The sequence below is a fragment of the Persicimonas caeni genome (assembly GCF_006517175.1).
Lineage (GTDB): Bacteria > Myxococcota_A > Bradymonadia > Bradymonadales > Bradymonadaceae > Persicimonas > Persicimonas caeni.
Genome location: NZ_CP041186.1, coordinates 7,136,792 through 7,149,437 on the forward strand (window position 1 = coordinate 7,136,792; position 12,646 = coordinate 7,149,437).

The window sequence follows — 12,646 nt, forward strand, 5'->3', positions numbered from 1 at the left end:
CTCCGCGCCTGCGGCACTGGTGGATACGTATGACTGACTCGTCGCAACAAGAGTTCTTCCTGGACCAATTCCAGGAAGTGCGAGACCTGCTCGAAGGGGGCGAGGTGAAGAGCGCGCTCGGGCTGATGCTCGACGTGCGCGAGAGCGGTTTCGTCAACAAAGAGCTCGACGCGATGATCGACGCGTTGCGTGACGACCCTCCCCAAGAGACGGTCGACGAGGCGCATCGTTGGTCGCAAGTGATCATCGAGCGGTTGCAGAGCTACGGCGGCGATGTGTTTCAGCTCGTCGAGGAGTTCAGCGAGGCGTCGCTCGGCTTCTCCGAGGCCGAATGGGTCCCCGTGGACTCCAGCCAGGGCAGTCAAGCAGACGATGCGGCCGATGACATCCTGGCGATGGACTTCGATGATTTCGACGAAATGGGTTTCGATGTCGACATCGACTTCGAAGACGCCGGCGACGAGGCCGGCGACTTTGCTCTCGATTTCGATGACGAACTCGAGGATTTCGACGACTTCGAAGAATTGGATGCTTTCGGTGAGGAGAGTTCTGCAGCACAACTTGCCGAGGAAGAGGCGGACGAGGACCCTCCGTCGGTCGACTTCGCGCTGGTCGATGGTGTCAGCGAGGTGGAAGGCGACGAAGGTGAGATGCCGGCCGAGATGAGCCGTGACGAGCAAGCGACGAAGCCCAATCCCAGCGTCGACTCCGACCATCATAGCTTTGTCGAAGAGGCTACCCGGCGCACCGATCCACTCGCCGACATGTTGGCTCACCAGAGTGTGATGGAGGGGAAGGCCAAGGCGAGTGAAGCCGCGAGCGCTGACTCGTCGGAGCCTGAGGACGTGCCCGAGCCCGCAGCTGATGCCGCAGACGACGCTGACGACGAATTCGATTTCGACTTCGGCTTCGAAAACCCGGCAGCCAAGGTGGAGACGCCGCAGGCGTTCGAGCCCGAGCCGGTGCAGCCGTCGTCTGGGTTCGAAGAGGCGGAAGAAGAAGACGACGAGTTCGACTTCGACCTGGGCTTCGAGAACCCGGCAGCCAAGGTGGAGACGCCGCAAGCGTCCGAGCCGGAGCCGGCGCAGCCGACGTCTGGGTTCGAAGAGGCGGAAGAAGAAGACGACGAGTTCGACTTCGACCTAGGCTTCGAGAACCCAGCAGCCAAGGTGGAGACGCCGCAAGCGTCCGAGCCGGAGCCGGCGCAGCCGACGTCTGGGTTCGAAGAGGCGGAAGAAGAAGACGACGACGAGTTCGACTTCGACCTGGGCTTCGAGAACCCGGCAGCCAGGGTGGAGACGCCGCAAACGTCCGAGCCCGAGCCGGCCCAGCCGTCGTCTGGGTTCGACGAAGCCGACGAAGAGGAGGACGATGAGCTCGACTTCGACCTGGGCTTTTCCAATCCCGAGTCGAAGAATGAGACGCCCATTCCGGGGCGCCTTAGCGGAGGGCGTCTCGAGGACAGCCAAGAGCTGAACTTCGACCTCAGTGAGGTCGAGCAAGACGGTGGGGGCACCCCTCGACTGGCCGAACAGACGGCTGCGGGTCGCGAGTCACACCGCGATCCGGAGGTCACTCCTCCGAGTATGCCGTCCATCCCACGCTTTCGCTCGCCGGCCGACGAGGAGACCAACCCTCGCAACAAGCCGAGCGACTCGCTCGACGATGATGAGTTCTTCGAACTCGCCGAATCACTGTCGTCCGATAGCTCCGATTCTCAGTCCCAGTCGGGCCCCTATCGCGGCGAACCGTTGATGAATACCCCGGTGCCCTCGTCCAGCCAGACGCCGGTTCCCAGTGGCGTTGCAGAGCTGTCCGAGCTCTCCGAGCCGCGCGAGCGGGCCAACACGCCCAATCCGTTCGCCCACGAAGCACCCACGGGGGTGCAACAGGCGCTGGTCGATTCGCACTCGTCGTTCGTTCTCGAGGAGATTCGGGAGAGTGAGGTCAGCGACGCCAGCGACGACGACGCGGCCGTGGGGGCGTTGATGGGCGAAGCACGCCGTCTATACGAGAAAGGACGCTTCGAATCTGCCCACGACTTGCTCGAGGCGGTACTCGATCGCGAAAGCGGCGGAGATCAGGCCAACGAGCTGATGAACGCGGTAGAAGGGGAGCTCGAGCGACAGTATCAGGCTCGATTGGGCTCGCTGAGCAAGGTTCCGAGGCTCGAAGTGTCGATGGCCGACATCCCCAACATGAACTTGGACCACCGATTTGGCTACCTTCTGAGCCAAATCGACGGCATGAGCACCTTCGAAGATATCCTCGAGCTGAGCTCGATGACGCGTTTGGAGACGCTCGAGGTCCTCGCCGAGATGCTCGATCGAGACATCATCGGGGTCTCGTGAGCATCCGGCGAAGCCCTCTCGTCGAAGGTTCTGTAGAAGATTCTTAGGACAACAGGAAGACTTCCGAGGCTGCGTTGACTTCGTCGGCTTCGAGATCGATGGAGTGTGCGATCTCGATGTCGGCGAAGCGCGGCTCGGAAAGGTCGATGACCGTGGGGTTGGCGCGGTCGAGTAGGCGCACGACAGGGCGGCGTGGATCGGCCGAGGGCGCCGGGGTGCGAATGACGATGGCGTTCTCACCGCTGGTCAGCTGAATGGTCGTGCCGATGGGGTAGATGCCCAGCGTGGAGACCATCAACTCGACGAGGGTGGGGTCGAAGGACTCGCCGGCTCGGCTTTGGACGTACTGAATCGCCAGGTCCGGGCGTCGCTGCTTGTAGCCCTGCAGTCCCTGAATGAGCAGATCGTAGGTGCGCGCGAGGTCGATGATGCGCGTGACCAGGTGCAGCTTGCGCTTCGACCGGTAGAACGGGCGAGAGACCGCCGTTTTGAAGTCGCAACCGCGCTCGTAGGTCAACAGGATACGCAGCGTCGAGATCACGTCACCATGGACGCGCTCGAGCATCTTGGCGACGTCGCGCAAGTTCGACTGGAACTGTTGCTTATCACCCAGCCCGGCATCTTGGTCGCGCTGGCCCACCGAAATCCCGACCAGCCGGTCGAGGTCTTGGTAGATCACCGCCATGCCCACGTAGGTCACGATATTGGCCGGAAGACCGATACGGTCGGCCAGCAGCATCGCGTAAATCGCCGAGTTGAAGGAGTGTGAACTCAAATCCGGCGGGACCATTCGAAGCGGCAGCAAGCCTAGAATCGTGAAGTCTTCGTCGCCCAAAAGCTCCGAGATCGATTGCATGATCCGGCGGATGACGCCGGTGGGGATGTCGGCGCTCTGGCGCTCGCGCACCGTCTTGTGGGCGTTGCGCGTCTTGACCAAGCCACGAATATAGACGTGGGCGACGTACATCGACTTGTTGACGTTCGACAACGCCTCGCGAATCGAGCGATTGGGCATGCCATGCTCGATGCGAATGTTGGGGATGTCGACCCCCTCCATGTTGTCGTCAATATTCGAGACGCGCTTGAGCTCCCCGAGAAACTGGACGAGTTGGCTGGTTTGCAGCCCTTGGCGGAGCACCAAGCCGCGAATCTCGCCGGAGGCGAACAGATCGCGCATCTCGTTGAGACGCTTCTGCGCGCGGTGCCGAAGACGGAGGGTTTCGCCGTTGACGATCGCCAACTCGTCGCGAATCACCACGGAGATGTTGCCATCTTCGGTGTAGCGCACGGCGCGACCGAAGGTGGTCATGAACTCGTCGACCGCGATGCGGGTCTGGTTGTGGTCGATGTTGTAGATCGAGGCGACCTTCATGATCTTGTAGATGCTGTCGACGAACATCTTTCCGAAGACCTGCGGGTCGCTCAGATCCACCTCGGCCTCTTGGCCGCTGACGAGTTGTTGGTCGAGATCATTGCTCATGATGCTCTCTTAGCTACGGCAACAATGGCTTACATGCTCAGAAGTTCGGCGACTTCTTTGCAGTTGTTTCGAATGCGCTTGGGAACCAGCCAGTCTTTAGAGATGCTCTCGAGGAGCTTGACGACTTGAGGTTGCCGGCTGTTGACCAGCGCGCGAATGATGATGACGGCGAGTTCCTGCTCGCCCATGCCGACCATGCCGCGCTTGCGGATGAGCGACTCGAGGTGGTCGACCGCATTGCCGCGGCCGTGCTTGACGAAGAGGGTGACGATCTCTTTGACCTCTTCCTCGGGCCGCTTCTTGAGGCGGTTGTCGATCATCGGACCCATCACGCGCGGCACGTGCTGGGGGGCGGCTTCGGTGAAGTTGCGAATCGCTTCCATCTGGAGTTCGGTATTCGACGCCTCCAGATAGGGGACGAGGATGTCGCGGATCTCACGCGGGTCCTCCCAAGTGCCTCGCAGCGCCTCGAGCAGGCGGGTCTTGACGGGCGGCTCGTGATCCTTGCCGAGTAGCTCGACCAAGATGCTTCGTGATTCGGGCATTTTGTCGATCAAGATTTCGAGCACTGCTTCGACTTGGTCGGCCGGAACCTCGTCGACGGCGTCGCGCAAAAACTCGAGGCTAAAGCCTGCCTGCTTGCGAATATAGGCCATGATGTCGCCGCGGGCGTCCTCGGCCAACTCCCAGCCGAGCACCGTCACCAGGTTCATCGAAGCCTTCTCGAGATGCAGCGCGTCGAACATCTGCAGGATGGCACGGCGCTGTCGCTTGTCGCCGGTGGCGACCTGCTTGACGAGGGCGCTCATGCGCTGCTGGGTGAAGCAGTCCTTGACGATAGCCTTCAGTTCGCCGGTGACCTCGGGGGCGAAGCGGTCGCGCCAAGCGTGAATGATCTTGAGGAAGTTGAGCGCCTCCCAGGGCTCGTCGGTCTCGACGAGCGCCCCCATCACCTCGCCGATCTGATCGACGCACTCGCGTCGCAGCCCCGGCTTGGGTTTGGCTCCCAGCAGTGCCGAGAGCATCTCGCCTTCACGGTGCTCGAGTTCCCGGTGCTCGGTGAAGCCGCGCTTGAGGTCGAGCAGGTGCTGTTGCGCGCGCTCATCGAGTTGGAGGAATTGGCGCGAGCCCACCTCGAGCTTTTGCTGACGCTGGGCGCGCACCTGCATCTTGATCTGGAACTGCTCGCCCATCGTTCCCGACGCTGCGCGCGCTTGCTCTTCTTCGATGTTCTCGAAGGCATCGTTGAACATCTCCTCGATCATCTCGCGCTCTTCGGCGGTGTCGCGGTCGCGGATGTCGGCGTCGATGCCCGCAAGTGCGGCCAGCGATTCGTCGATGGCCTCGAAGGCGATGTAGCTGAAGTTGGACTCGAAGAGCAGGGTGACCGCGTCGGTCGACATATCGGTGGGATCGACGAGGATATTCAAGATCTCGACAAATCGGCGGAGCTCGGTGCGTTCGAGTCCTGCCAGAAGGTGGATCAGAAAGACGCCGTCACGACTAAGCGCGAAGCAATAGTCCTTGGGCTCGTCAGTCTCCCAGACGGCCTCGTCAGTGCCCGACAAAACGAGCTCGTGCGGGTCGACCTGCACGGTCAACCGGTCGTTGAGCTCGAAGTACTCGTACAGCGAGTCGTAGGTCTTGGCGACGGCCTGCTCGACGACCGGATGGCCGGCAGGGTAGCCGGTCAAGAGAGTGCTCATCCGGTCGATCTGGGAGAAGAATCGTCGCGCCAGGCGAAGCTCTTCTTTCATTTCGGGGGTGAGCTGAATCTCCGATTCCGCAAGGGCATCGGTACTCTGCATCGGAGTCTCCTGAAGATGCTGTCGGAAAGTCGTTGGTCCACACCTTAGTTTCGAGGGCGCGCGAGTGTCAATTGGCACCCGCGCGCCACGGGCGGCTCATTTAACGCACCACGTCGCGGTACTCGTAGATCGCCAGGTTGCGTTGCCGGTCCTTGCCGACATATTCGACGTCGAACTGCTTCGAGATTTTGATGAGCTCTGCGTTGCTCAAGTATTTGGCGCGCAGCCCCTTGGGGTCGACCAGCAGATACCAGTTGCCTTCGGGGAGGCCTGCTTGGCGCGCCTCGACGAGTTGAGAGTGGCCCATCGGCTCGCGCTTGACGTTGACGACTCGGCGCTCGACACAGTCGATGGTCTTGGCCACGCGTCCCTCGGGAGAATAGCGTGTGATGGTAAAGGTGTCGACGCCGCACGGCGAGGACGGCTCGGCTTGGGCGGGCTCACTGGTGCTGCGCACCACCTGCGAGTGTTGCTGAGTCGTCCCGTCGGTTTGCGGGGATTCTTTGAACTCGACGACCTGTGCCTTGGCCTCCGGTTCTTTCTCGACGACCACCTTTCCTTCTTCGGCTGCGTAGTTGTACGCGCACGAAGAGGAAAGGGCGACGGTGGCGGCAAGGGCAACACAGATGGAAAGAAAGGAGCGGTTTGTCAGTCGGTTTCGCATCATCAGACGACCGGTGTAGGTTAAGTGACAAGATATGCGGTGCATGGTATCCGAAGCCGCCAAGTTGCGCAAAATTCCCCAGTCGGCGCAACGTGTGGAGCGTCGCCACGACGCGCCGTCCAATAACCGCGCCGTCCAATAAAGTGGGATGACACGTGGGCAAGCTCGAAAAACGTATTGTGTGGGGCGTCATCTTGGGCGCGGTCGTCTACGCCGGCATCGCACTGTTTAGCGATGTGAGCGAGCTTCTCGACCACTTGGCCACCTTTCCGCTTGCTGTCATGGCGGCAGCCCTGGGGCTGTCGGTGCTCAACTACGGGTTTCGCTTCCTCAAGTGGCACGCCTATCTGGGCCGGTTGGGGTTTCGCATTCCGGCCGGCTCGAGCCTCAATATCTTTTTGGCGGGCATGGTCATGTCGGTCACGCCCGGAAAGGTCGGCGAGGTGCTCAAGAGCTTGCTGCTCAAGGAGCGCCACGGGCTGCCGGTGGCCAAGACGGCACCTGTGGTTCTCGCCGAGCGCATCACCGATTTGCTCGGGCTCTTTGTCATCGCCGGCATCGGCATCACGACCTTCGACTACGGCCGATGGGCGTTCGGCGTCAGCCTGGGGCTGGTCCTCGCCCTCATCCTCGTGCTGAACCGTCCCTCGCTAGTCGGCGCTCTGCTCGACCTGTGTGAGAAGCTTCCGCTGGTCGGCGGTTTGCGCCCCAAGCTCGAAGATGCCTACGCGTCGACGCGCCGACTTCTGGGGTGGAAGCTGTTGTCGTGGACCACCCTGATCAGCGTGATCGGCTGGTCGATGGAGGCGTTGGCCTTTTATCTGATCCTCGACGCGCTCGGCGCTCAGCACGCAGGTATCGAACTGGCTGCCTTTGTCTTCTCGATGACCACCATCTTGGGCGCGGTCAGCTTTCTCCCGGGCGGCCTCGGGGTGACCGAAGGCAGCATGATCGGGGTGTTGATGGTCATGGCCGTCTTCGCCGAGCAGTCCAGCGCGGCAGCCGCTACTTACCTGATACGTTTCGCCACACTCTGGTTTGGCGTCGTCGTCGGATTCGTGGCGCTGATTTGGTTTCGCGCTCGAGAGCCGGAGCCTGAATCACTCGATTCTTGACGTCACCGACCTCGTTCTGACCTTCGGCGGGTCCCGGACTGGCACATCTGCAGCATCGCTTCTTTGTATGTGTGTCCGTTTGCGACTCGCCACTCCGTCTTGGGATCGTCGCGCAGTCCTTGTGCATGGGCGAAAGAGCGTCACGAAATCCTCCAGATCGACACCCAAGGGAGACCTCCATGTTTTGCCACGTCAAGGAACTGCAGTTCGATGTTCACGTCGAAGAGCCCGATCCGCGTTTTGCCAGCCTCCTGCTCGAGCAATTCGGCGGCGGTAACGGTGAGCTCAAGGCTGCCATGCAATATTTCGTGCAGGCCTTTAGCTGCAGGAAGCCGTACCCCGAGAAATACGACCTGCTCATGGACATCGCCACCGAGGAGCTCAGCCACCTCGAGATTGTCGGGGCGACGATTACGATGCTGCTCGATGGGATCAACGGCGAGCTCAAGGACGCCGCCAACAATGTCGAGTGGGTCGACATCATGAACGACAACGCCAAGAAGGAGCAGTTCATCCATGAGGCGGTCATGGACCCGCAGTTCTTGTCACTCAGTGGCGGCGGCCCCAAACTGTCGGACAGCCAGGGCAACCCGTGGACGGCCAACTACGTGACCGCCAACGGTGACCCGACGGTCGACCTTCGCTCGAATATTGCGGCCGAATCACGGGCGAAGATCGTCTACGAATACCTCATGCAGTTTACCGACGACCCCGGTGTCAAAGACACACTGGGCTTTTTGATGACTCGCGAAATTGCGCACTTCAAGCAATTTCAGGCAGCCCTCGAAGATATTCAGCCCAACTTCCCTCCCGGGGTACTGCAGGGAGACCCGCGCTTTACCCACAAGTACTTCAATATGTCGAACGGCGAAGACGTGCGTGGGCCGTGGAACCAGGGCCAAGGCCCCTGGCAGAACGGTGAGCAGTGGGAATACATCGAAGATCCGGTCAATCAAGTCGTCAGCTCACAGGGGCAAAAGAGCGCCAAGGCCGGGGGCGACAAGAAATCGTCCAAAGAGGCCAAAAAGAAGAGCCAAGAGTTGAGCAAGCAGCGCAGCCAAGAGATCAAGCAAAGTATGTCGAAGAAGGGCAAAAACTGGTCTGACTACAGCGCTTCGCGTGCGTCCCAACCCGGCTCGCCGTCTGGCGACCGCGACAAGCCGCGCCAGCGGCCCTCCTGAGGCGGTTGGCCGGCGCCGTGTGCATCGATGACCGCAGCAATTCGCCTCGGTGCGAGTTGCTGCGGTCGAGGCTTGACCGAAACGCTTATGCTTCACTAACTTGGGCGGGCCGAACCTCACCCGTGCGCCTGCCCACACCCGGCAGGCCCGCAGTTGCAGTTTTCAGGACACGGAGAGTCAATCGATGGCTACGGCGCTCAAGGAGTGCTCGGTCTGCGATAAGCAGTTTTTGGTCAAGTTTCGCTACCAGATCGAGCGCACGAACAACGGAGTCGAGTACTTCTGCAGCCAGAAGTGCCGCCAGGACAACACCGCCGAACGCGGTGAAGTGGAGTGCTCGGCTTGCTCGAAGAGCTTCGAACCCAAGTACGCTTTCCAGCAGGCCACTCAGAACGGCAAGACCGTCTACTACTGCAGCATGGAGTGTCGGAAGCCGTCGGTCTCCGACTACCGGCGCAGAGCCGTCAAAAATGACGAAGGGGCCATGCGCATCGCCGTGCTCAACCAGAAGGGCGGCACGGGCAAGACGACCACCACCGTCAATGTCGGCGCCGGACTCGCGGAGGCAGGCTACCGGGTGCTGATTATCGACGTCGATAGTCAGGGCCACGTGGGAGTCAGCCTCGGGGTCGGCGGCAAAAAAACGCTCTATCACGTCCTTGTTGAGGAGGCTTCGCTCGACGAATGCATCGTCTCGGCGCGGCCCAACCTCGACATCCTGCCGGCTGACGACACCCTCGCCTCGGCCGAGATCTTTTTGGCCCGCCTCGACGACGGGCGCGACAAGCTGCTTCGAAAGCGCCTGCTCGACCAGCAGCAAGACTACGACTTCGTGCTGCTCGATTGCGGCCCGAGCCTGTCGCTGCTCAATATGAATGCGCTGACCTTCGCCGAACACCTGATCGTGCCGGTGGCCTGTGACTTCCTGAGTCTCGTCGGCGTCAAGCAGGTCATGAAGACCCTCAAGAATATCAACCGTGTGTTGATGCACCCCATCAGCATCTTGGGGATCCTGCCGACCTTCTACGACATGCGCAACAACATCAGCGACGAGGCGGTCAAAACCCTCAAGGGCCACTTTCACGACAAGGTGCTGCCGCCGGTGCGCGTCAATACCCGCCTCAAAGAGGCGCCCAGCGAGGAGCAGACCATCTTTGAATATGCCCCCGAGAGCCGTGGCGCCACCGATTACCGACGTCTGGTCAAGTGGCTGGTCAAGCAACAAGAGCGGCGACTGCAAGCAACCGCTTGAAAGCCGGTCAGAATTGACGAGGTATCCCTTACGGGATAACATCGGCGAACGGCTAGCGCTCCCGCATGACTGAGCCCGAGAAGGCCGTCACCAGACGTGCTTAAATCGGCCAGGAGGACGTAAATAGATGTTCCGAGCAAAGATTACGCTGACTTTCGTCATTCTGACGTCGCTTTTGTTGGGCGGCGTTTACTTGATCATGACTGGCAGTATTGCCAGCTCATTCGAGCAGGATGCCGAAATTGCTGTTCGACGCGCCGCGACCATCGAGGAGCAGTCGATGCGTCTCGACGAGTTCGCGCTTATCGAAAAAGCCGAGTTTACGGCCGTCGACAAGCAGTTGTATCGGCGTATGCTCCTCGAGGAAGATCCGCAGTTTCTCGAACAACTCGAGGCCAAGTACCCGCAGGCCAACAACGCGGTCGACGTGCGACACTTGGCCGTGTACGACGAGCCGCTGACCGTCGACAAGATTCGACTGCAGGACGTCGCCAAGACCAGCTCGGGGAAGCGTAATCTGAACCTTGGCCTTTACGAGCGCCGCCCGGCGCTCCCCGACCTGTTTCTGATCATCGACCAGAACGGCAAGGGCGTGGCGGCTTTGGGCAAGGATAACTACAAGTGGTACGGCGATAACGTCGCCGAGAAGTACCCGATTATCCTGGAAGCTATCAAAGACAACGAGACCAAGACCACCATGTGGACCTGGTCTTGGAGCGAGTCGGACGACGCGAACTTCTACCGCGTCGCCATCGTTCCCATTCGCCCGGACCCGTCGAAGCCGGCCGCCGGTGTGGTCGTGACTGGTAACCCCATCGGCGACGGCGTGGCCAAGCGCACCCAGCGCCTCATGGCGGGTATCACCACCAAGGGTGACGACATCGACACCGTCGACCGCGCCGACCTCGAAGCGGCTCCGGCCGTGGCGTTTTTCCACGGCGAGCGCATCGTCGGCTCGACATTTTCGACCCCGCAGGAAGACTCGCTGAAGCAATCGGCGTTCAAAGACGCCAAAATTCTCGAAAGTGACAACCCCGAGCAGCTCCTCGAGCTCGAAGTTGACGGCGAGCCGTACGTCGGGGTCGTTCGCTACTTTACCGGTGAATTCGAGCAGCCCGACAAAGCTAACAAGTCCGGGTTCATTGTGCTCAGCAGCCTGCAGTACGCCACCAAGCCCGTCGGGTTGGCCATGACCAACATCTGGCTTCTGGGGGGCGCCATCTTGCTGGTGGGCCTCATCGCGTTGCTCTTCTTTATCCAGAAATTCGTCAAGCCGGCCGAGACCATCGAGCAGGGCATCGGCGAGATTCTGGCGGGCAACAAGGACTACGTCTTCGAACTCCGCGACGAACACCCCATTTTCACCAGCATCGTCCAGGGCCTCAACTTGATGAGTGCCTACCTTCAGGGTAAGCCGATGCCCGACGACGCTGAGAAGCTCGAGGGCTGGGGCGAACTCATCGGCGACAGCGGCGGCTCGAGCGGTGGACCCGCCAAGGTCACCGGTGTGCAGATGCCCGGCATGGGTGGCGGCTCCAAGAAAGACGACGATCCCACCGACGGCACCACCTGAGTCGGTACGAACCCAAACGGGAAACGAACTCTTGCAACCTCGCGTTCAGACCGGTCTCGACCGCCTGCTCGCCGACCAGAAGCGCCTCGAGGCGCTCTCTGGCGCGCGGGTGGGCCTCCTCGCCAACCCCACGAGCGTCACCAGCACTCTCGAGCACGCCATCGACGCCCTGCAGAAGCGCGGCGTCGAGCTCGTGCGCCTCTTCGGACCCGAGCACGGTGTGCGCGCCGAAGCCCAGGACATGGAGGCGGTCGAAGAGAGCAGCGACCCCATCTCGGGGATTCCCACTGTCAGCCTCTACGGCTCGACCTACGACAGCCTGCGCCCAACCCAGGACCAGCTCGCCGATCTCGACATCGTCTTGGCGGATATCCAAGACATCGGCGCACGGTACTACACCTACGCCTACACCGTCGGCTTGATGATGGAAGCCTGCGGCAAAGCGGGCGTCGAGGTTTGGGTGCTCGATCGTCCCAACCCGATCAACGGCGAGGCGGTCGAGGGCAATATCGTACGCGACGAAGCACGCTCCTTCGTGGGCATGCAGCCGCTGGCCGTGCGCCATGGCATGACGCTCGGCGAGCTGGCCCACTTCTTCAATCGCTTTTGCGGATGGGAGTGTGACCTCGAAGTGGTCGAGATGCGCGGCTGGCACCGCGAGATGTGGTACGACGACACGGGCCTTCCATGGGTGATGCCCAGCCCGAATATGCCCACCCTCGACACTGCCACGGTCTACCCGGGGCAGTGTCTGCTCGAGGGCACAAACGCCAGCGAGGCGCGCGGCACGACCCGCCCATTCGAGCTGTTCGGAGCTCCCTGGGTCGACGCAGTCGAGCTTCGCGAACAGCTGCGAGGTTTCGACCTCCCGGGGTGCCGCTTTCGCCTGGCGTCGTTCCGCCCGATGTTCCAGAAGCATGCCAACACCACGTGCAGCGGGCTGCAGATCCACGTGACCAACCGCGAGACCTTCGAGAGCATCACGACCTCCTATGCCATCATGAGCGCGATGCTCCAGCAGTCCGACGAGTTCGCCTGGCGCACCGAGGCGTACGAGTTCGTCGACGAACAGCTCGCGATTGACCTGCTCTTGGGGGATCCGAAGTTGCGTGAAGCTCTCGAAGCGGGCGAAGACCCCGTCGAGGTCGCGCGCACCCACGACCCCGCGGTCGAAGAGTTCGCCGAGCGTCGCCGCAAATGCCTCCTGTACGAGTGAATCGCC

The 12,646-nt window shown here is 61.3% G+C and carries 9 protein-coding genes; 6 read left to right on the forward strand and 3 right to left on the reverse strand.

What is annotated here, in order from left to right; all coding sequences use genetic code 11:
- Positions 1-29 precede the first annotated feature (29 nt).
- Positions 30-2,351 (forward strand): hypothetical protein, encoded by a 2,322-nt coding sequence (locus FIV42_RS26555; protein WP_141200618.1) that lies wholly within the window; start codon positions 30-32, stop codon positions 2,349-2,351.
- A gap of 43 nt (positions 2,352-2,394) precedes the next feature.
- On the opposite strand, the gene FIV42_RS26560 is transcribed toward FIV42_RS26555, so the two are convergent.
- The 3 genes from FIV42_RS26560 to FIV42_RS26570 form a co-directional block, all read right to left on the reverse strand.
- Positions 2,395-3,831: an HD-GYP domain-containing protein gene (locus tag FIV42_RS26560; protein WP_141200619.1), complete on the reverse strand. Its 1,437-nt coding sequence runs from the start codon at positions 3,829-3,831 to the stop codon at positions 2,395-2,397.
- A gap of 29 nt (positions 3,832-3,860) precedes the next feature.
- Positions 3,861-5,639: a hypothetical protein gene (locus FIV42_RS26565; RefSeq protein WP_141200620.1), complete on the reverse strand. Its 1,779-nt coding sequence runs from the start codon at positions 5,637-5,639 to the stop codon at positions 3,861-3,863.
- 100 nt (positions 5,640-5,739) lie between these two features.
- Positions 5,740-6,192, reverse strand: a complete 453-nt coding sequence (locus FIV42_RS26570) for a hypothetical protein (RefSeq protein ID WP_141200621.1) — start codon at positions 6,190-6,192, stop codon at positions 5,740-5,742.
- A 266-nt stretch (positions 6,193-6,458) separates the two neighbouring features.
- Between FIV42_RS26570 and FIV42_RS26575 the strand changes: the two genes are divergently transcribed.
- The 5 genes from FIV42_RS26575 to FIV42_RS26595 all read left to right on the forward strand — a co-directional run bounded on the left by FIV42_RS26575 (position 6,459) and on the right by FIV42_RS26595 (position 12,640).
- A complete protein-coding gene (locus FIV42_RS26575; RefSeq protein ID WP_141200622.1) occupies positions 6,459-7,418 on the forward strand; it encodes a lysylphosphatidylglycerol synthase transmembrane domain-containing protein in 960 nt (319 codons plus the stop codon).
- Positions 7,419-7,597: 179 nt separating this feature from the next.
- A complete protein-coding gene (locus FIV42_RS26580) occupies positions 7,598-8,599 on the forward strand; it encodes a manganese catalase family protein (RefSeq protein WP_141200623.1) in 1,002 nt (333 codons plus the stop codon).
- A 184-nt stretch (positions 8,600-8,783) separates the two neighbouring features.
- Entirely contained in the window at positions 8,784-9,851 is a 1,068-nt protein-coding gene (locus FIV42_RS26585; RefSeq protein ID WP_222615327.1) for a ParA family protein, read from the forward strand.
- Between the two features lie 127 nt (positions 9,852-9,978).
- Positions 9,979-11,424, forward strand: a complete 1,446-nt coding sequence (locus FIV42_RS26590; RefSeq protein ID WP_141200624.1) for a hypothetical protein — start codon at positions 9,979-9,981, stop codon at positions 11,422-11,424.
- 31 nt (positions 11,425-11,455) lie between these two features.
- Positions 11,456-12,640: an exo-beta-N-acetylmuramidase NamZ family protein gene (locus FIV42_RS26595; RefSeq protein ID WP_141200625.1), complete on the forward strand. Its 1,185-nt coding sequence runs from the start codon at positions 11,456-11,458 to the stop codon at positions 12,638-12,640.
- The last annotated feature ends 6 nt before the right edge of the window (positions 12,641-12,646 follow it).

Coding starts and splice junctions, on each gene's coding strand:
- FIV42_RS26590 (WP_141200624.1), top strand. CDS start 9,979: ATGTTCCGAGCAAAGATTACGCTGACTTTCGTCATTCTGACGTCGCTT.
- FIV42_RS26555 (WP_141200618.1), top strand. CDS start 30: ATGACTGACTCGTCGCAACAAGAGTTCTTCCTGGACCAATTCCAGGAA.
- FIV42_RS26580 (WP_141200623.1), top strand. CDS start 7,598: ATGTTTTGCCACGTCAAGGAACTGCAGTTCGATGTTCACGTCGAAGAG.
- FIV42_RS26560 (WP_141200619.1), bottom strand. CDS start 3,831: ATGAGCAATGATCTCGACCAACAACTCGTCAGCGGCCAAGAGGCCGAG.
- FIV42_RS26585 (WP_222615327.1), top strand. CDS start 8,784: ATGGCTACGGCGCTCAAGGAGTGCTCGGTCTGCGATAAGCAGTTTTTG.
- FIV42_RS26565 (WP_141200620.1), bottom strand. CDS start 5,639: ATGCAGAGTACCGATGCCCTTGCGGAATCGGAGATTCAGCTCACCCCC.